The 19105-nt window shown below is 42.9% G+C and carries 17 protein-coding genes, 1 other RNA gene and 2 other annotated features; of the genes, 6 read left to right on the forward strand and 12 right to left on the reverse strand.

Annotated features, from left to right (window positions below; all coding sequences use genetic code 11):
- Positions 1 to 180: 180 nt before the first annotated feature.
- Positions 181 to 409: a binding site (T-box leader), on the reverse strand.
- Positions 410 to 452: 43 nt separating this feature from the next.
- From mreD to ezrA, 9 genes are all read right to left on the reverse strand, one after another.
- Entirely contained in the window at positions 453 to 998 is a 546-nt protein-coding gene (gene mreD / locus NL111_RS06960) for a rod shape-determining protein MreD (RefSeq protein ID WP_002832096.1), read from the reverse strand.
- A gap of 9 nt (positions 999 to 1007) precedes the next feature.
- Complete coding sequence (mreC, locus tag NL111_RS06965) at positions 1008 to 1853, reverse strand: rod shape-determining protein MreC (protein WP_002832097.1); 846 nt, start codon at positions 1851 to 1853, stop codon at positions 1008 to 1010.
- Between the two features lie 88 nt (positions 1854 to 1941).
- On the reverse strand, positions 1942 to 2610 hold the full coding sequence (gene radC, locus NL111_RS06970; protein WP_002832098.1) for a RadC family protein: 669 nt from the start codon (positions 2608 to 2610) through the stop codon (positions 1942 to 1944).
- 42 nt (positions 2611 to 2652) lie between these two features.
- Positions 2653 to 3927, reverse strand: a complete 1275-nt coding sequence (locus NL111_RS06975) for a bifunctional folylpolyglutamate synthase/dihydrofolate synthase (RefSeq protein ID WP_285110083.1) — start codon at positions 3925 to 3927, stop codon at positions 2653 to 2655.
- A 158-nt stretch (positions 3928 to 4085) separates the two neighbouring features.
- The gene (locus NL111_RS06980; RefSeq protein ID WP_285110084.1) at positions 4086 to 6749 is read right to left on the reverse strand and encodes a valine--tRNA ligase; all 2664 of its coding nucleotides are present in this window, start codon (positions 6747 to 6749) and stop codon (positions 4086 to 4088) included.
- Between the two features lie 46 nt (positions 6750 to 6795).
- Positions 6796 to 7005, reverse strand: a binding site (T-box leader).
- 42 nt (positions 7006 to 7047) lie between these two features.
- Entirely contained in the window at positions 7048 to 7539 is a 492-nt protein-coding gene (tpx, locus tag NL111_RS06985) for a thiol peroxidase (protein WP_002832101.1), read from the reverse strand.
- 169 nt (positions 7540 to 7708) lie between these two features.
- Positions 7709 to 8926, reverse strand: coding sequence for a tRNA uracil 4-sulfurtransferase ThiI (thiI, locus tag NL111_RS06990; RefSeq protein WP_002832102.1), 1218 nt, complete (start codon positions 8924 to 8926; stop codon positions 7709 to 7711).
- 12 nt (positions 8927 to 8938) lie between these two features.
- Complete coding sequence (locus tag NL111_RS06995; protein WP_002832103.1) at positions 8939 to 10093, reverse strand: cysteine desulfurase family protein; 1155 nt, start codon at positions 10091 to 10093, stop codon at positions 8939 to 8941.
- A 235-nt stretch (positions 10094 to 10328) separates the two neighbouring features.
- Entirely contained in the window at positions 10329 to 12038 is a 1710-nt protein-coding gene (ezrA, locus tag NL111_RS07000; protein ID WP_002832104.1) for a septation ring formation regulator EzrA, read from the reverse strand.
- Positions 12039 to 12201: 163 nt separating this feature from the next.
- Between ezrA and msrC the strand changes: the two genes are divergently transcribed.
- The 6 genes from msrC (at position 12202) to NL111_RS07030 (ending at position 15881) form a co-directional block, all read left to right on the forward strand.
- On the forward strand, positions 12202 to 12687 hold the full coding sequence (gene msrC, locus NL111_RS07005) for a free L-methionine (R)-S-oxide reductase MsrC (protein WP_024863027.1): 486 nt from the start codon (positions 12202 to 12204) through the stop codon (positions 12685 to 12687).
- A 182-nt stretch (positions 12688 to 12869) separates the two neighbouring features.
- A complete protein-coding gene (gene rpsD, locus NL111_RS07010; protein ID WP_002832106.1) occupies positions 12870 to 13478 on the forward strand; it encodes a 30S ribosomal protein S4 in 609 nt (202 codons plus the stop codon).
- Positions 13479 to 13536: 58 nt separating this feature from the next.
- Positions 13537 to 14814 (forward strand): replication-associated recombination protein A, encoded by a 1278-nt coding sequence (locus tag NL111_RS07015; protein WP_004165449.1) that lies wholly within the window; start codon positions 13537 to 13539, stop codon positions 14812 to 14814.
- Between the two features lie 39 nt (positions 14815 to 14853).
- Positions 14854 to 15033, forward strand: a non-coding RNA gene (gene ssrS / locus NL111_RS07020) — 6S RNA.
- Positions 15034 to 15167: 134 nt separating this feature from the next.
- Complete coding sequence (locus NL111_RS07025) at positions 15168 to 15359, forward strand: hypothetical protein (protein ID WP_226884809.1); 192 nt, start codon at positions 15168 to 15170, stop codon at positions 15357 to 15359.
- A 66-nt stretch (positions 15360 to 15425) separates the two neighbouring features.
- A complete protein-coding gene (locus tag NL111_RS07030) occupies positions 15426 to 15881 on the forward strand; it encodes a universal stress protein (protein ID WP_004165450.1) in 456 nt (151 codons plus the stop codon).
- A gap of 299 nt (positions 15882 to 16180) precedes the next feature.
- Here NL111_RS07030 and NL111_RS07035 read toward each other — a convergent pair whose 3' ends face one another.
- The 3 genes from NL111_RS07035 to NL111_RS07045 all read right to left on the reverse strand — a co-directional run bounded on the left by NL111_RS07035 (position 16181) and on the right by NL111_RS07045 (position 18948).
- A complete protein-coding gene (locus tag NL111_RS07035; protein ID WP_285110085.1) occupies positions 16181 to 16744 on the reverse strand; it encodes a DNA-3-methyladenine glycosylase I in 564 nt (187 codons plus the stop codon).
- 46 nt (positions 16745 to 16790) lie between these two features.
- Positions 16791 to 17846: a D-alanine--D-alanine ligase family protein gene (locus tag NL111_RS07040; protein ID WP_002832116.1), complete on the reverse strand. Its 1056-nt coding sequence runs from the start codon at positions 17844 to 17846 to the stop codon at positions 16791 to 16793.
- 127 nt (positions 17847 to 17973) lie between these two features.
- Positions 17974 to 18948, reverse strand: coding sequence for a DUF2785 domain-containing protein (locus tag NL111_RS07045; protein WP_285110086.1), 975 nt, complete (start codon positions 18946 to 18948; stop codon positions 17974 to 17976).
- Positions 18949 to 19105: the final 157 nt, after the last annotated feature.

Here is a 19105-nt window from a genome sequence, read left to right on the forward strand (position 1 = left end):
CTAAGAGGACGAGTTAATCGCGGTTCCACCCCATTTTCGTTACTCGCTCGCGCAAAGTAACCTCACTAAGTTAAACACCCTTTATTGGTAAATGAGCCGTAACTACCCACGTTACTGTCTCCAGTACAGTGGGAAGCAAAATCTACCGCGAAAATAAAAAAATCCCCTTAGGCCGTAGCCTAAGAGGACGAATTATCGCGGTTCCACCTCATATTTATCAACTGCTCGCGCAGTCAACCTCAGAAAGTTGCATTAACTTAAATGATAACGGAATTACCGGATAACCCTAGTTATTTTTCAGGCTATCAACTCACAGATGTGGTTCATCTACGGCTTCGCCTAGGCTTGCACCATTCCCTAGGTCGCTTTTCGAAGTAACGTAGACTACTCTTCTGATCATTGTCAAATATAAGTAAAATAATAGCAATTATTCTTTAAATGTCAAGCACTCCTTAACCAAAACTCCGATAATTAGTTCCCCGGGTCCGCCGAAAGAAGGTCTTGATTGGGTAATATAAAACCACGAAGAGTGCCAAATTTAAAATAATGGTTGGGAAAAACGAATACCCAATAAAAAAGCTTGCCGACACGTTTGCCAAATGAATCGCTTGGAAAACTGCGTAGAATAGCACGTTGTACAATGCCATTGCAAGCGTATCAAGCACCATCACGATCAAAAACGATGTATTGACGTATAAGCGAACTTCCCGCACAAACATGACCACTAACGGGATAATGAAGGTATTTACCCCAAAGACCCCCGTATAGTACCAGTCAAAGACGATTCCAATCACGAACGCCCATAACGTAAAATTAATCTGGGACTCTCCTTCAAAAAAGATTCCCATCACAAACCACATCAGCGTTAGGTTGCAAATCATCGAGTACGGATATTGAAATAAAACCGCCGAAAATATTTGGTTTAAGGCGCCGTCCAAAAAGAAGGTCCCAAATAAAATAATTGGAAAAAGATATTTAAGTTTTGCCGATTGTAACATACTTTCACCCTAATCTAGCTTAGCAATATAAACATCGTTAACGTTGCTCAACTTTGCAGCTGGCTTAATCCGAATTTCATTTGCTAACCCATAATCTTCTTTTGAAACTTTTGCTACCTTCCCAACGTAGAGTCCCTTCGGGGTTACGCCTCCCAGACCGGAAGTAATTACCTGACTACCAACCGCCACATCTTTATCTTCAGTAACTTGTCCCATAATGATTTCGTTGGTCTTTTTGTCATAGCCAGTAATAATTCCATTAACGTAATTTCCGTCTTTAGCCTGGACTTGGATCGCAAACCGGTTAGCCGATTCATTATTGTCGCTGATCAACTCTACTTTACTGGTTGAATAGTTAGCTTCCACTACCCGGCCAACTAAGCCATTTCCGGCAAGCACTGGTTGATTTTTCTTAACTCCGTTAGCCGTTCCCTTATTGACGGTTACTAGGTCCTGCCACGAACTTGGTGAACGGGTCAGCACGATTGCTGGGGTTAAAGAATAATCCGTCATGGAGTTCTTCAACCCCACTAGTTGCTTTAATTCCCGATTTTCTTCCTTGAGGCTCTTGTTTTCAGCATGAGTCGCGCTTAATTTATCAATGTCTTGGCGCAATCGTTCATTTTCTTCGTAAGTTGCAACAAAGTTATTTAAGTTAGTCGATAACGTCTGCATACCGTGGGCAGGGATGGCGATCACCCGGCTAACGGCGCCAAAAAGGTCGTTTCCCAATTTTTGGACGGCCGGTGTCTTATCTTTCTTTCCCAATGCCAACGATCCCGTAATTAACCCTGCAGCAATAATTGCACAAATTACCGTTAACACTAGCTTTCGATTAGAAAAAAATTTATGCATGAGCTTTGAACCCCTTAATTAATCTCATTAAAATGACTTCATAAATTATAACACACAAAACGGCCAAACTAGCGCTAATTGAGATTGTTTAACAATCATTAAGAACTCGATTTTCCGCCGCACTCCAATAGGTTTGGTCACCCACAATCAGATGATCAATTAGCCGAATCCCCATTAAATCGCCAATTTTTTTCATCTTTTTAGTAAACGCCACGTCGTTCATGGAAGGCTCTACGTTTCCACTCGGATGATTGTGTACCAAAATAAAACCGTTCGAGCTATACCGTAAAACTTCCGCCATAATTTCTCGCGGATGCACTTCGGCAGAGTTTAACCCGCCTTTAAAAATTACCCGTTCCTGTTTAATTTGGTTTTTTGTGTCCAAACAAAGCAACACCAAGTGTTCTTGCGGATTTTTTTGAAAACGAGCTACCATCAAGTTCCCAATCTGCGCACTGCCCAACACCTTGCCTAATAGATGGATTGGTTGGCGTTGGACGCGGCGTCCTAACTCGATTGCGGCTTCTAGAGCTAACGACTCCGCTGGTAATTGCGAAAAAATCGTTTGCCGTTCTCGTTGGGTCAATAAACTATACCCCACTATATCGCCCACCTGATCCCAAAATTCTTGGGATAGCCGGTTAACCGCCTGCTCTTGACCGCAACAACTTAAAAACGCCCGCAATAATTCCGCGTTGGTCAAATTTTCTGCGCCAATTTTTGTAAGTTTTTCACGTGCGCCATCTTTTAATAACATTTTTACCACCTCTTAGATACAAAGTACCTAAAAAGCAGCTAATTATTTCTTAAACAACGGGCGAACTTCGGAAACGAAGTACAAGGATCCGGTGATGATCACGACGTCCCTGGGGTTGGCCTGCTTAATCAATTGCCGTAACGCCGTTCGCCAGTTCGCTTCATAATTAATTTGCCGCGCTTCATTGGCTACGAGTTCCGCGGATTGCACCACTTGCCGATGGAGCGGATTTTGAAAATTAGTTAACGTTAGTTGGGCGTTCGGAATCGTTAACAATTCATCAATCATCGGCTGAAATAGCTTATCATCAAGAATTGCCGCTAAGATATGGATGGGACGATCCTGCCAATAGGTTTGTAGCGACTGCTTTAACGCTTGTACCCCTGGTAGATTATGCGCTCCGTCAAGGACCACTAGCGGCGCTTGTTGCATGATTTCCATCCGACCCGGCCAGCGAGCCTGCAAGCTGGCTCTGCGAATCTGATCAGCGCTAAGTTTCCACCCCCGCTGTCGACTCAAGACTACCGCAGCTTGGATTGCTACGGCTAAATTTTTAAGTTGATAAACACCTAATAACCCGCTTTTTATATTTGAAACGTGGCAATCATTGCTTTCGAAATCTGCAGGATCACCAGTCAACTTAAAATCATCATCCAGTACCATTAACGGTGCATGCTGCTCGTTAGCAACCCGTTTAATTACTGTTAACGCTTCTGGCACTTGTACGCCAGTAACCACCGGAACGTGCGGTTTGATGATTCCCGCCTTTTGTTGGGCAATTTCCGGTAAAGTATTCCCTAAAAGTGCCATGTGGTCCCAGCCCACGTTTGTAATCACCGATACCAACGGGGTAAAGACGTTTGTGGAATCATACAATCCCCCAATTCCTACTTCTACCAAAACCACGTCAACCGAATGTTGCGCAAAGTATAAAAACATCATCGCGGTGACAATTTCAAACTCTAACGGGCCGCCCAATTCAGTTTGGTCCATTTTTTCCACCACCGGCCGTACTTGGGTAACTAAATTTGCCACCGCTTCATCGCTAATTGGCTGGCCATTAACCGCGATCCGCTCGTTAAAACGGGTAATAAATGGCGACGTAAAAGTCCCTACTTGACGACCTTCTTGGCCCAATAAACTAGTTAGAAAGGCGATCGTGGAACCTTTGCCATTGGTTCCAGCAACGTGGACCGCTTGGATTTTAGTTTGGGGATTTCCTAATTCGGTTAAAAATTGTCGCATCCTTTTTAAAGTGGGCGCCTTTCTTAACCGGGGCCGCCCGTGAACAAATGCCAGCGCCTCTTCATAGTTCATCCGCTCTCCTCCTTATCACGGTGCCATTAAAAAAGACCGAGAAAAATCGCGTAATTTTCCTCAGCCCCTATTTTTCAAGTACTAACGGTTCTAATCGCTAATCCTAACGAGGTTGGGAAAGTTGGTTCCCCATAACCTTAAAGTACTAATTTTTATTATTATTTTCCGGAACGGATATCTGCCAAACGACGACGAGTAGCCGCAAGCTTACCTTCGTAATCGGTCTTCTTGGTTCGCTGTTCTTCAACGACGGCTGCCGGAGCGTTATTAACAAATTTTTCGTTTTGAAGCTTCTTAACCACCCGGTTAACTTCTTGTTCGTACTTTTGCTCTTCTTTTTCCAGACGAGCAATTTCTTCGTCTAGGTCAACTAGTTCAGCTAGTGGAATGTAAATTTCACCATCGGTAATTACTGCCGACATGGAAAGCTTTGGCGCTTCGACAGTTGCCCCTAGTTCAAATTCTGCTGGATGGCAGAAGCGGTCAATGTAATCGCGGTTTTCGTTAAACAACTTAACCAACGCTTCGTTATCCGTCTTGATTAAGAGGTCTACAGGACTAGACATTGGAGCTCCTGCTTCAGAACGAATGTTTCGAACCGCCTTAATCAATTCGATTAAGTGGCTCATTCCTTCTTCAGCAGCTTCGTCAGTTAATTCTGGATGACTAACTGGGTAAGCCGCCGTTACCAACGATTCACCTTCGTGTGGCATCGATAACCAAATCTTTTCAGTTACAAACGGCATTACTGGATGTAAAAGCCGCAAAGTTTGGTCTAGGACGTATGCCAATACGTTTTGGGTATTTACTTGAGCAGTTTGGTCGTCACCGTTGAGAATTTCCTTACTCATTTCGATGTACCAATCACAGAAATCATCCCAAATGAAGGTGTACAATGCCCGACCGGCTTCCCCGAAGTCGTAAACGTCAAAGAAGTGGGTAACTTGTTCCACCGTGTGGTTTAGACGACTTAAAATCCAGCGGTCAGCAAGGTTAAGTTCGTTCAATGCTGGTAACTGTGGCTTATCAACTTGGTCTAAGTTCATAATTACGTAGCGGCTTGCGTTCCAAATCTTATTAATAAAGTTCCAAGCTGCATCCATCTTAGTGTAGCTAAACCGTAAATCTTGTCCTGCAGTAGAACCGTTAGAAAGGAACCAACGCAGTGCATCCGCACCATATTTATCAATTACGTCCATTGGGTCGATTCCGTTTCCTAGCGATTTACTCATCTTACGACCCTGTTCGTCACGGATTAATCCGTGCAACAATACGTCTTTAAACGGCCGCTTGCCGGTAAACTTCAAGCTTTGGAAGATCATCCGAGCAACCCAGAAGAAGATGATGTCATAGCCGGTTACCAACGTGCTAGTTGGGAAGTAGCGCTTAAAGTCCGCCGCGTTTTCGTCCGGCCAGCCCATCGTGGTAAATGGCCACAATGCACTAGAGAACCAAGTGTCTAGTACGTCGGGATCTTGTTCCCAGTTTTCAACGTCTTTAGGAGCTTCTTCGCCTACGTAAACTTCGCCAGTTTCCTTGTGATACCAAGCTGGGATTTGGTGTCCCCACCACAATTGCCGGGAAATTACCCAATCGTGAGCATTTTCCATCCACTGCTTGAAGGTGTGTTCAAAACGTTCGGGGATGAAATTAACCTTGCCATCCGTATCTTGATTTGCTAAAGCCATCTTAGCAAGTTTATCCATTTTAACGAACCATTGCGTCGACAAACGGGATTCCACTTGTACACCCGTCCGTTCCGAATGACCCACGCTATGAACAATTGGGTCAATCTTAATCATGTAGCCCTGGTCTTCGAGGTCCTTAACCATCGCCTTGCGTGCTTCAAACCGGTCTAGGCCTTCGTACTTGCCCGCGTTCTCGTTCATTGAAGCATCGTCATTCATTGTGTTGATCCGCTCAAGGTTATGCCGGTTACCCACTTGGAAATCGTTAGGGTCGTGCGCAGGCGTAATCTTCACCATTCCAGTCCCAAACTCGGGATCCACGTACTGGTCAGCAATGATTGGAAGATGACGGCCTTGAAGCGGCAAAATAACTTCCTTGCCTACCAAGTCTTGGTAACGTTCGTCGCTTGGGTGAACGGCAATGGCAACGTCCCCGAACATCGTTTCTGGCCGGGTTGTCGCAATTTCAATATAATTTTTCCCATTAAAAGTAAAATCAGGATCCGCAAAGAAGTACTTCACGTGGTAGAAAGCGCCTTGGTCGTCTTGGTGCTCTACTTCGATATCTGAAAGTGCCGTCCGCGCCTGCGGATCCCAGTTAATAATGTATTCACCACGATAAATCAACCCTTCGTTATATAAAGTAACGAATACTTTCCGAACGGCCTTGGAAAGTCCTTCGTCAAGGGTAAAACGTTCCCGACCGTAGTCGAGCGAAAGTCCCATTTTAGCCCATTGTTGATGGATGGTGTCGGCATATTCATCTTTCCATTCCCATACCTTATCAATGAACTTGTCCCGTCCAAGATCATAACGGGAAACTCCTTGTTCACGCAGTTTAGCTTCCACCTTTGCTTGGGTAGCGATTCCGGCATGGTCCATTCCTGGTACCCAAACCGTATCATATCCTTGCATCCGTTTTTGCCGGATCAACATATCTTGTAACGTAGTATCCCAAGCATGACCTAAATGCAATTTCCCGGTAACGTTAGGAGGCGGAATTACAATTGAATATGGTTTTGCTTTTTTATCTCCATTAGGCTTAAATAAACCCTTTTCGACCCACTCTTGGTAGCGGCCCTGTTCGACCTTTTGAGGTTCGTACTTTGTCGACATCTCAACTTCTTTGGTCATCAAACTTCACTTCCCTTTCCAAAATAAAAAGCACTTTCTTCCTAAGAAATAGGACGAAAGTGCTTCGCGGTACCACCTAAATTGGGCATAACTGCCCCGCTTTGTCTTTGATAACGAACGTACTGTTCGATCTTTAAGTTCTGTGCCTTAAAGATTGGTTCATAAGCAACCCGATCTTCCGTGTTTAGAGACTTGCAGCCCCGTCCCCTCTCTGAAAAACACTGATGGAAAATCTCCTCTTAATCATCACCGTCAAAAATAATAATAAAGAATAAATCTTGGTACGTCAATTAAGTTTTTACATTTGTTTAATTACTTCTAGCGCAGCTTCGTAGTTTGGCTCAGAATGTAATTCAGGAACGATTTCCCGGTAAACGATTTTACCAGATGCATCAGCAATGAAAATACTCCGTGCTAAGTAACCAGCATTCGGAATGTATAATTTCATTTCATAACCAAACGACAATTCGTGATCTGAAAGAACTTCTAGGTTATTAACCCCTTCGGCAGCACACCAATTTGCTTGATCTTGCGGTAAATTATTAGAAATCGTGACAAACCGAACTTCCGGATAGTTATCCGCCTGCTGGTTAAAGGCCTTTGTTTGAATGCTGCAAACTCGCGTATTCAAATCAGGCACCACGCTTAATAACAACGGTTTGCCAAGTAAATCACGTGTTTTTACTTTTGCGCCCTTTGCCGTAAAGACTTTAAACTTTGGTAATTGGTCGCCCACTTCTGGCGGGTTACCAACTAGTTCAACCTTTTGTCCACCACGTAATATTTCCATGACCTTACGCTCCTTTATTCTAACGACTAGTCAAAATGGATTGTTCTCCACTAACTTTGTCAGATAACTTAATTAGCCAACTAATCGAGGACTAAATTTCTCAATATCCACCGATATTTACGTTAACCTTATCCCAAAACACCCCAAATAGCAACTAATCAATTTAAGCTTAAAGAAGTTCTGCAAAAACTTCTTCATTCTGGTTCAAAAATTCTTCGCCAGCGTGGATGTTAGTAACTTGCACTCCGTCAAGAGCACGCTTCATCAAGCCTTCCACGTCAATCTTACTTTCGTAATAGCGGGCTTTTTCTAAATCCGGACGCGTCTTTGGAGCTGGCGGAGCGAAAATGGTACAACAGTCCTCAAATGGCATAATTGATAAATCGTAGGTATCAATTTCCTTGGCAATTTCAATGATTTCGTTTTTATCCATCGAAACTACCGGTCGGATAATTGGCATGGTAGTTACGTCGTTTATCGCCATCATGCTTTCCATTGTTTGAGAAGCCACTTGGCCGAGCGACTCGCCGTTAAAAATAGCTAAGCCACCCCGCTTTTGTGCTAACGCCACGGTCAAACGAAGCATCATCCGCCGTTGGATCGTCATTAAGTAACCTTCGGGACACTTCTCCTTAATGGTTTCTTGAATTTCAGCAAACGGAACTTGCAAAAACTGAACGTTCCCGGAGTAAGCAGCTAATTTACCGCTTAGCTCCTTAGCTTTTGCGAGGGCTTGTTCACTCGTGTATGGCGGGCTAAAGAAATGAACCATTTCCATCTCAACGCCCCGTTTCATACCTAGATATGCGGCAACTGGCGAATCAATCCCCCCAGAAAGCATCATCATTCCCTTACCAGCCGTTCCCACTGGCAAGCCGCCAGCTCCATCAATCACTTCGCTAGTTAGGAAGATTCCGTTTGAACGAATTTCCACTCGTAAAGTAATGTCAGGATTCTTCATTTTAACCTGACTTTCGGGAAAGTTTTCTAAAATGAATCCGCCTAGTTCCCGGTTCATCGTATCGGTATTGATAGGAAAGTCCTTATCTGAACGACGGGTGTTAATCTTAAAAGTCATCTGGGGCTTTAACTGTTCTTTCATCATTGCTAGCGCGCCTTCTTGAACAGCTTCCATTGATTTTTCAACTTTTAACATTGGTGATAAATTTTGAATTCCAAAAACCCGTTTCAAGCGGGCAATTACTGCCGCACTGCTCGCCCCGTTTAAAGTAACGTGGGTGCGGTCCCGATTAGGGTGGACCACCACTTGTTCAAAGTCTTTTAAACTTTTACGAATGTTACCGCCTAAGCGGGCAATAAAATCTTTTCGGTTTTTTCCCTTTGTAGATAGCTCGCCGTAGCGAACCATAATTTCCGTATATTCCATAAAAACTCCTATCTAAGCATTTTGATTAATTTTAGAAAAGTCTTGGTACAACTGGTCGAAAACTTTATTAAAGCGTTCAGCTTCTTCCATAGTGTTAGCACTGTCTAAACTGACCCGCACCGCACTAGTGGAAATCTGTTGATCAACGTTCATGGCCGTCAAGGTACTAGAAGCTTGTTGTTTTTTAGAAGAGCAAGCACTTGTCGTCGAGATGTAAATGTCGTGGCTTTCAAACGCGTGAACAATTGTTTCCCCTCGGACTCCCTTAATCGCAAAGCACAGGATGTGGGGCGCAAAACCAGCATCACATTTCGAAAAGGCGACTACTTTGTCAAAGCTAGTGACGTGATCATAAATAGCCTGTTTTACTTGAGCTTGGTGCGCAACTTTTTGCTTTTCGTCAGTTAGTAACAACCGCAAAGCCTTGGCCATCGCTGCAATTGCTGGTAAATTTTCGGTACCGCTGCGTAAATTCTTTTCTTGTCCGCCACCAGTCATTAACGGCGCAATTCGCCGACCTTGCCGCGCGTAGATAAAGCCAACGCCTCGCGGAGCGTGGAATTTATGTCCCGAGAAAGTGACAAAGTCTACCCGGTCGTTCATGATGGCCGATTGAATTCCCTTACCGATTCCTTGGACTGCATCCACATGAAAATGAATTTTAGGGTAATCCTTCAACACTTCGGCAACTTCGGTGAGCGGTTGTACCGTACCAATTTCATTGTTAACCGCCATGATTGAAACCAAAATTGTATCTGGCCGAATCGCATCCTTCAAATCTTGGATACTAATCCGCCCTTCGTCATCTACGGGTAAATAAGTAACGTCAAAGCCGAGTTGCTCTAATTGAGCCATCGTATTTTGGACCGCCGGATGTTCCACCGTAGTGGTAATCAGGTGTTTTCCGTAAGCACGTTTTTCGATTGCCGTTCCCTTAATCACCCAGTTGTCGCCTTCCGTACCTCCGCTGGTAAAGAAGATCTCGTGTGGCTGCACGTTTAACAAGTCCGCAATTTGTTTACGTGATTGTTCAAGCAAATTAAACGCAGTTTCACCCATGTTGTGTAAACTAGAGGGGTTTCCCCAAATCTGATTGCTAACCTTTTGGTAAGTTTCTAAGACTGTTTTATCAACTTGCGTAGTTGCACTATTGTCAAAGTAAATCATTTTCCTCATCCCTAACTTAAAATCCCGCTTAATCACATTCCATTATTCTACTTACAAATGGGAAGCGTGTCAAAATTTTACCATTTTCAAAACCAGTTAAAATTCTACCTAATTTTGAAAAAAATTCCATCCCCATTACATAAAACAGAGGCCGAGAAAAAATTTCCCAGCCTCCGTTGCCGCTTTTTAATTGTGGAACCTTGATCCCTATATCAGTTAACCTAATATTTCTAGATTAATATTCCGTTTTCTTTTGTTGGTAGTAGTTTTCCGTAATGTTCTCGATTGCTCCCGGTTCAACCTTGTCCAACGCCTTCGAAATTACTGAAAGGCTTTCGTTGTAACGGTGGTCTTTATCAAAAAGCTTTTGCGCTTGTTGACTGGCTGCCGCAACCTCTTCATCAGTATGCCGGTAACGGTTAGCGTATTGGATGGCCGCCTCACTAATTGCAGCATCATCGGTTAAATCAGAAGTCTTCTTAATCAAGGTTTGGATGTCGGTGCTAACCATGTCTAATTCGCGGTTAATCATCCCCATATTGATCCGGACTTGATTCATATCACTGCCAACTTTTTCGATTTCGTCGCTAACCACAAAGAAGTAATCCATGTAGCCTTCTGGAATACCAGGTAAGTTGAGCGTTTCGACGTGCCGTTTAATGTTATGAATTTCATTGTCGTATTGTTGCAAACGCGTCCGTGCGTCCTTTTCACTATCGACCATTTCCTGTAATTCACTATTCAAGGCTGCCTGCCGGTCTTCAATTTCAGTTAGCTGTTCATTTTCTTCCTTTAGCCGTTCTACGATTTCGGAATAAACCACCGGTTGGTTAGTAATGCGTTCCGTGTCCCGGTCGTGTTCATTGCGAATGTCGTTTAATTGACCCTCTAGAACTTGACCAAGGTTTAGCTGATCATCGTTTAAAACGTAGCTTTGGTCTAGCCGAGCAATTTCAGAGAGGAGCACTTTATTTTGTTTTTCAGCATGATCAAGGAATCGAGTAATTACGTTGAAGTTGTGCTCTACAGATTTACGAGCGTCAATTTCGGTTTGTAAAATGTCATATAATTCATCAATTCGAATTTCAATCGCCTTGTTATTAGCTCGCACAGCATCCAGCCGTAAATTGCTAAGGGTTTCTAAATTGTCATTAATCTTGGCTTTAATTGCCTTGATTTCATCCTTAACCGTGTCATTTTCAAAAGCGTAGTTATGATTAATTAACTGATCATAGCCATCGCGAACTTCTTCGATTTGTGAAGGAAATAAGTTGGTTAATTCATCGTATAACGAAGGAATTGCCTTAATTTCTGCTTCAATTTCAGAAGTGCTTGCCTTTAATTTCTTAAGTTGACCTTCGGCTTTTTCGTGATCCCCAGCATCCACGGTCTGGTTAAACGTATCGAAATCGTCGTTTAACCGGGATAACTTTTCTTCAAGCAAATCAATGCTTGGTCCCAGAGATAGGTTTTGGTCAAGCAGTTGCTTGCCAATCTCTTGGTACTTCATCCGGAGGACCTTAACCGCATCACGTTGTTCTTGATCAATTCGTTGGATATTATCCAATTGGTCATTCAAACGCTTGGTTTCTTCTTCAATCGCATCGAGAGTCTCACTAACCGTCGTAATATCTTTACGCGCCTCAAATATCTTCATATCATTAATATTTTGACGTGAATGGTTAGCGATATCTTCAACTTCGGGCAAGCGGTGATCAATGATTTCTTGGTAGTCATTGCGGATGTTATCTAAGCCGACCGCAGACGATCCGGTTAAGTTCATTGAAGATACTTCCATTAACTTCTGGCGGATCGGTGATTCGCTAATATCCGCCTTGCGGTTTAACAGTTCATCGACCTGTTTTAGTAAATAACGTTGATATGCAACAATCCCGAGGTAAACTAAAATCGCTACCACGATGACTGAAATCAATACTATGATCATATCTAAAATCCCATCCTTCTTGCTTCACTCAATTCCTTTATGAAAAACTTGCTTTTTAAGATTCTTCAATTTAGAATTTAATCCATTATAAATTATAGCATACCCTATCTACTGTTAAAGCAGTGATTTTAATTAAACTACTTAAAATTAGGAAGTGACCACCATGTCCAAGACAATTGCTCCAATTATCATTGACCAAATTGACGCCCTTTTAACTGACGAACCACACCCGATTGCTAACCTAGCTAACGCAGCGGCGTTGTTGTATAGCGAAATTAGCGACCTCAACTGGGCAGGTTTCTACCTATACGATGCTAATGCTGACGAACTCATCTTAGGTCCCTTCCAAGGCAAAGTTGCCTGCATGCATATTCAAAACGGCCGCGGCGTTTGTGGCACCGCTCTAAAACAGCAAAGTACTTTGCGCGTTGCTAACGTTCACGAATTTCCAGGCCACATTGCTTGCGATAGTGCATCTAACTCTGAAATTGTAATTCCTTTAATGGTAGAAAAGCAACCAATAGGCGTTTTAGATATTGATTCGCCTAGTTTAAACCGGTTCAGCGCAACGGATGAACAGGTTCTTAATGATTTTGTTGCTACTTTAATGAAACACATTGACAAGTCCGTTTTGCGTGCGTTAAACTAGCTAAAGTGTAAAATAATGCAGCGGTGGGCGGTAAGCTCGTCAACAGATTGTTGCCTTTTTAAATGGTTAATTAGTACCCTTAGCGGCTGCAAAGGTGAAAATTACAGAGCAATCTGCACGAATACTAAACCCACATTTGTTTATTTTACTCCAACAAAAATAATTTATTGGAGGATTTTTTAATGTCTAGATATACAGGTCCAAGTTGGAAAGTTTCTCGTCGTCTTGGTATTTCATTGTCAGGTACTGGTAAGGAATTGGCTCGCCGTCCTTACGCACCTGGTGACCACGGTCAAAACAACCGTCGTAAGATTTCTGAATACGGTATGCAACTTCGCGAAAAGCAAAAGTTACGGATGATGTACGGTTTAACTGAACGTCAATTCGCAAACCTTTTTGATCGTGCTAGCAAGATGCGCGAAGGTGTTCCAGGTACTAACTTCATGATCTTACTTGAACGTCGTTTGGACAACATGGTTTACCGTTTAGGTTTGGCAACTACTCGTCGTCAAGCTCGTCAATTAGTAAACCACGGCCACATCACTGTGGATGGCAAGCGCGTTGATATTCCATCATATGAAGTTGAAATTGGTCAAGTAATCGGCGTTCGTGAAAAATCAAAAGATCTTAAGATCATTAACGAAGCTGTTGAAGCAGTCGTTGGACGTCCTCAATTCGTTCAATTCGATGCTGACAAGCTTGAAGGTTCACTTGTTCGCCTTCCAGAACGTGACGAGCTTGAAGCAGAAATCGACGACTCACTTATCGTTGAATACTACAACAAGCTATAATAGGAAAACGGCTACGGCCGTTTTTTTTATTTACTTTCATTTATTTTGAGGAGGAAAAATGCAACCATTAGCATATCGGATGCGTCCCCGAACCCTTGAAGAAGTGGTTGGGCAAAAGCACTTAGTTGGCCCGGGAAAAATCATTAGCCGAATGGTCAAGGCCAAACGGTTATCTTCCATGATTTTATACGGTCCCCCTGGAACCGGAAAGACTAGTATCGCTAGTGCGATTGCTGGTTCAACCAAATACGCGTTTCGCATGTTAAATGCAGCTACGGATTCTAAAAAACAACTCCAGATTGTTGCCGAAGAAGCTAAAATGAGCGGGACGGTCGTCCTCTTGCTCGATGAAATTCATCGACTAGACAAGACTAAGCAGGACTTTTTGCTTCCCCACTTGGAAAGCGGGCAGATTATTTTAATTGGGGCCACTACGGAAAATCCATACATTAATATCAACCCGGCGATTCGTAGTCGTACTCAAATTTTTGAGGTTAAGCCCCTTACTCCTGCTGACATTAAGGAAGCTGTTGAAATGGCACTCCAGGATTCTCAACGTGGGTTGGGTGACCTTCCCCTCCAAATGGATGAAAACGCGTTGCAATTTGTTAGCGAAGCAACCGGGGGCGATCTCCGCAGCGCCTTAAACGCGGTAGAATTGGCCGCTCGTTCCACCTCACCAAGTGACGACGATAAAATCCACCTCACTTTGGAAATTCTTCAGGAATGTCTCCAAAAACGGGCACTCACCCAGGATAAGGACGGAGACGCCCATTACGACGTGATTTCAGCGTTTCAAAAATCAATTCGGGGCAGCGATACGGATGCCGCGCTGCATTACATGGCCCGTTTATTAGAAAGCGGTGACTTAAAGAGCGTAATTCGCCGTCTGCTTGTAATCGCTTATGAAGACATAGGTCTTGCAAATCCTCCCGTATGTCAACGAACGGTCGCTGCGGTTACCGCGGCCGAACACATTGGCTTACCCGAAGCCCGGATTCCCCTTGCTAACGCCGTAATTGAATTATGTGTTTCTCCCAAATCAAATGCTGCAATTACGGCAATTGATAACGCACTCGGTGACATTCGCGATGGCAAAATCGGTGAAGTCCCTGATCACCTGCGTGATGCCCACTACCAAGGAGCAAAAGCATTGGGTCGGGGAACTGACTATCTTTACCCGCATAATTATCAAAACGACTGGGTTCCCCAGCAATATTTGCCTGATCAATTAAAGAATGCTACCTACCTTGAGGCTAAGGGAAATAGTCCTTTTGAATCTAAAATTTACGAACAGTACCAAAACCTGAAAAAATCACAAAAATCAGGACTTTAATATTGTCTTTTAGGTAAAAATTATAGTACTATGAATGTGAAGAAACCGAGGCATGCGAGAGAATTGGTTTCATATTCTTCCAACAAACATCTAACCGGGAACCCGGATCGTACGTGAATTGTAGGCTCGTAAGCGAGAAACGTGCAGCGTAGGTATGGGTACCCACCTTGCCTTTTGGGTTAGATCCTGGCCAATCTGAACGGTGTCGTTAGTTCTTCCCCCACGTTAGGTGGGGCTTTTTTTATATCATGAAAGTAGGTTATTTTATGTTAATTCCAGGCTTAATGGTTATTTTTTCACTTATTATTTTTTACATCGGCAATTATTTATATCGCCATCAGCACCGAGATTTTATGTTATTTAAACCAACTTCTAATTCGCTTTTAAGCAGTAGTCTACGAATTATCGGTATTTTACTTATGATCGTTAGCATGCTGACTTTAATTGCGGGAATTAGTAGCAGTACTCCCCTAATTGTGGCTGGGTTGGTACTTGGAATTGTGTCAACCACGGGCACGCTGCTATTTTTATTAAAATTTTTATAGCAAATTCCTTTTTATTTTCTAATTTTTAACGTACAATTAGTGTAAATAGATAGGGGTGGTTATGTTATGGCTCAACAATACAAGCATATTCTCGTGCCAGTAGATGGTTCTAAGGAAGCAGAATTAGCCTTTCGCAAGGCGGTCGCGGTAGCTAAACGTAATGATGGAGCTGAATTGCATCTCCTTCACGTAATTGATACCCGTGCCTTTCAAAATATTTCTAACTTTGACAACGCAATGGTGGAACAAGTTACGGAAACTGCCAAAAAGACGTTAGACCGTTACGTTGAGGAAGCTAAAAACGATGGTTTAGAAAACATCGCCTATTCAATCGAATACGGTACGCCAAAAGCAGTGATTTCTCAGGACGTCCCCAAAGAATTGCACACGGACTTAATCATGATCGGTGCGACCGGTTTGAATGCTGTTGAACGCTTATTAATCGGTTCAGTAACCGAATACGTCACCCGGACAGCAACTTGCGACGTGTTAGTTGTTCGTACTAGTCTAGAAAACAACTAAATTGTTAGTATAGAGTAACTAAAAGTCGAGCTTTTTACGCAACTAACGCTGGAAACTCATCAAATTGATAAATTAAAGCGGCTGGAAAAAATTAAACAACTTTTCAAGGATGCAAAGGTCCTCGAAAAGTTGTTTTGGTGATTTGACTTCAATAGAGCCAAAAGTCAGTTTGTTCCGCTTAATCAAAAATTGACCATGATGCCAAATTTAGGCATCATGGTCAATTTTCAGTTAATGCTCGCAAACTACCAACTTTTGTCCCACTCTCTTTTTAATTTTCCAACTTAAGAATTAATTACCTAATTCCACTTTTGATAATACTCGCAGTTGACCCAGTGCCCGTTAAGTAATCCTGCATCTTGTAGAAAAAAGCTGACGTTTCGGGGACCAACAAATTCAAACCCCTGCGCCTTCATTTCCTGGCAAACTCGTTTAGCAACCGGATGCTGAACCAGCACCTTTGTATTAGTCCGTTGCTGTAAGTCTAGGGGAACGAAACCCACTTGTGACCATAACCAGTCGCTGAAGGATTGCTTATGCTGGGCCATTTGCTGGATTATCCGCGCATTATGGATTACTGAGCGAACCTTACGTTCATTTTTAATCATCAGTGGGTCTTGTAAAAGCTGTTGGACCTTAGCTTCTGAATACCGGCTGACCGCCTCAATTTGCCAGTCGTCCATTACAGGCGCCATCTCAGGAAGTTTAGCTAACACCATTTGCATTTTGAGCCCGGATTGAAAAACCTGACGAGTTAAACTTTCAAATAGCGCTTGGTCAGTAAACACGGGCCTTCCCCAAACTTGATCATGATACTTTTTTAACACTGGGCTAACCGTGGCCCATTGACAACTTTCTCGCATAAAAAACCTCCTTTAGATGTAGTTACTCTAAGGGAGGTTTCTTTATTTATTTTTCTGCTTCTTGATAAAGTTTTTGCTTGCCTAGAATGATGCTTTCACAGAGGTCCTCATAACTGATTCCCGCTGCTTCTGCCTCTTGTGGCAATAGTGATAGCGGCGTCATGCCCGGTAAGTTGTTTGCTTCAATTACGTAAACTCCCTGGTCATTAACCAAGAAATCCACCCGGCCATAGTTAGTCATTCCCAGTACCTTCATGGTTTTTACCGCAACCCGCTTCATTTCGTCATGGACTTCTTCATCGATATCCGGTGGCGTGATAAATTGGGTCGTTGTACCAGTCTTAAACTTATGCTCGTAGTCATACCAACCATCGTTAACCACAATTTCAATTGCGGGCATGGCTTGTTCATTAACTACCCCAAGCGAAAATTCCCGGCCAGTAATGAACTCTTCCACAATGATTTCATCGTCAAATCGGTAAGCATCACGTAACGAATCAGCCAATTCTTCTTCGTCGTGAACAATCATCGTTCCTACACTAGATCCCCCGCTATTAGGTTTAACCACTACTGGAAAACCAAAATCTAACTGAGGATGAATTCCGTCTTCTTCATGGAGAACCACAAAGCGTGCCGTCTTAATATCGTTATAAAGCATAATTTCCTTTGAAATCGCCTTATCCATTGCAATTCCCGATGCTAAAGTTCCGCTTCCCGTATACTTAATATCGTTCAGGTCTAAAACAGCTTGTACCTTACCATTTTCGCCATCACCACCGTGTAATGCGAGAAAAACAAAGTCGGCAGCCCGGAGGATTTCCAAAACATTTTTCCCAAATAATCCAACCGTGCCATCCGTCCGAAGTTTTTCGATATCAGCATCCGTTAAAACGTCCGTCTGAATTTCGTAGTCCGAATCCGTATTACTAGTCTCAAAAACATCTTCAACAGTCTGCCCTTCTTGTAGATCATATCCCAAGAATAGGTCGATCATCGTTGCTTCATGGCCTTTAGCACGCAAAGCATCGGTGATTTTTGAACCAGAGGAAAGTGAAACGTTTCGTTCCGTACTCTTTCCACCAGCAAGCACTGCAATTTTCATTTTTTTCACCTCATGTGTAAGATAATTACAAACTTCAGTTTGCTCCGCCAATTATCAAACGTTTTTTGAAACTCAAGTATACCACAAAACAACTTCAAGAATGAGATGAAAATTAAAAATATCACGCTTAAATTGTAAAATCATTCGAATCTTCTAAATATTCCACCACTGCCTTAGCCATGTTGGAGTTTAGCATCATGGCTTGTAGTAATCGCTGCCGGTTAAAAATCGCATTCCACATTGCTTGGGTTTCCCGGACTTGGGTTGATGCCAGGGCGCGACGCCATTCGCGAAGTTCGATTAATAAAAACTGCTGGTAGACGTCATCTTCCAATAATTGATCAGCAAAATAAACCGCTAAACGCGTTGGTTCACCGTATATTAAAGGGGTGGTGAGTCGGCGGAATTTTTCAATGACCGTTGCCATTAATAAAATTTTATCAGCGCGTAACAGTTCTTCATCACTAGCTAGCTCATCCAAAACGTTGCCAATGTGGGTATATGCGTGAACCCATCCTTGGTTAGCCACAAATCCCCTAGTATCATTTTCCAACATTATATATATGGCTAGTTGCTCGACTAGCTTATTTTTTCGCGCATGGTCGATAAACGCTGCCCCGGCTCGGTCAATATAAATTAACGATGCCAGCATCATCACTGCAAAGGAACGCAAAAAGGATGCGTCATTTTCTTTTTCATTGATGTGTGCAAATAACACTTGGTCGCTAGTTAGTCGATCAAACGTCCGCACCATCTGCGCCTTAGTTAAAACTTGGTTTTGAATAAGATCGTTAAAAAGGTAAAAAACCCCCTTATCCCGAATAATTGGGTTGGGCGATCCCAAATGTTGCAACATTAAGTCTAAATCAGCGTCACTAAGCTCTTCTAGTTTTCCCTTCCCCAAGGCTGCCCGAATTCGCTGGAGCAACTCTTCAATGCCGTCCTGATCATCAGGCAATGCCACTGGTTTAACCGCTTGATTCTCGTTAGCAGCGTCAATAATTGCCCCTACCGAACGACCTAAAGAGGCAAAAATTTTGCCCTGTTGCAGCCTAACGCGTAATTGTCTTAGCTTCTGGCGGGTCGTTTCGATTGCATCCATTTTTTCGTACTCCTCTTCTTTTTACTACTTTGATTCTAACACTTTCCATAACCTACACGAAGAAACTTGCCGTTACGATTTCCTACAAAAACTTTCCTTAAATTAACATCAGATTAAAAAATGATGATAATTTATGGTATGATATTTAAATCAGATA

It is taken from the genome of Pediococcus sp. AC40, from assembly GCF_030252485.1.
In the GTDB taxonomy this organism is placed as follows: Bacteria; Bacillota; Bacilli; order Lactobacillales; family Lactobacillaceae; genus Pediococcus; species Pediococcus acidilactici.

What these genes read in the sequence shown, in the direction of transcription:
- radC (WP_002832098.1), bottom strand. Translation starts at nt 2,610, where the DNA reads ATGTTATTAAAAGATGGCGCACGTGAAAAACTTACAAAAATTGGCGCA.
- NL111_RS06975 (WP_285110083.1), bottom strand. Translation starts at nt 3,927, where the DNA reads ATGAACTATGAAGAGGCGCTGGCATTTGTTCACGGGCGGCCCCGGTTA.
- NL111_RS07040 (WP_002832116.1), bottom strand. Translation starts at nt 17,846, where the DNA reads ATGAAAATTGCAGTGCTTGCTGGTGGAAAGAGTACGGAACGAAACGTT.
- NL111_RS07015 (WP_004165449.1), top strand. Translation starts at nt 13,537, where the DNA reads ATGCAACCATTAGCATATCGGATGCGTCCCCGAACCCTTGAAGAAGTG.
- mreC (WP_002832097.1), bottom strand. Translation starts at nt 1,853, where the DNA reads ATGCATAAATTTTTTTCTAATCGAAAGCTAGTGTTAACGGTAATTTGT.
- NL111_RS07035 (WP_285110085.1), bottom strand. Translation starts at nt 16,744, where the DNA reads ATGCGAGAAAGTTGTCAATGGGCCACGGTTAGCCCAGTGTTAAAAAAG.
- NL111_RS07045 (WP_285110086.1), bottom strand. Translation starts at nt 18,948, where the DNA reads ATGGATGCAATCGAAACGACCCGCCAGAAGCTAAGACAATTACGCGTT.
- NL111_RS06995 (WP_002832103.1), bottom strand. Translation starts at nt 10,093, where the DNA reads ATGATTTACTTTGACAATAGTGCAACTACGCAAGTTGATAAAACAGTC.
- NL111_RS07030 (WP_004165450.1), top strand. Translation starts at nt 15,426, where the DNA reads ATGGCTCAACAATACAAGCATATTCTCGTGCCAGTAGATGGTTCTAAG.
- NL111_RS06980 (WP_285110084.1), bottom strand. Translation starts at nt 6,749, where the DNA reads ATGACCAAAGAAGTTGAGATGTCGACAAAGTACGAACCTCAAAAGGTC.
- msrC (WP_024863027.1), top strand. Translation starts at nt 12,202, where the DNA reads ATGTCCAAGACAATTGCTCCAATTATCATTGACCAAATTGACGCCCTT.
- thiI (WP_002832102.1), bottom strand. Translation starts at nt 8,926, where the DNA reads ATGGAATATACGGAAATTATGGTTCGCTACGGCGAGCTATCTACAAAG.
- mreD (WP_002832096.1), bottom strand. Translation starts at nt 998, where the DNA reads ATGTTACAATCGGCAAAACTTAAATATCTTTTTCCAATTATTTTATTT.
- ezrA (WP_002832104.1), bottom strand. Translation starts at nt 12,038, where the DNA reads ATGATCATAGTATTGATTTCAGTCATCGTGGTAGCGATTTTAGTTTAC.
- rpsD (WP_002832106.1), top strand. Translation starts at nt 12,870, where the DNA reads ATGTCTAGATATACAGGTCCAAGTTGGAAAGTTTCTCGTCGTCTTGGT.
- tpx (WP_002832101.1), bottom strand. Translation starts at nt 7,539, where the DNA reads ATGGAAATATTACGTGGTGGACAAAAGGTTGAACTAGTTGGTAACCCG.
- NL111_RS07025 (WP_226884809.1), top strand. Translation starts at nt 15,168, where the DNA reads ATGTTATTTAAACCAACTTCTAATTCGCTTTTAAGCAGTAGTCTACGA.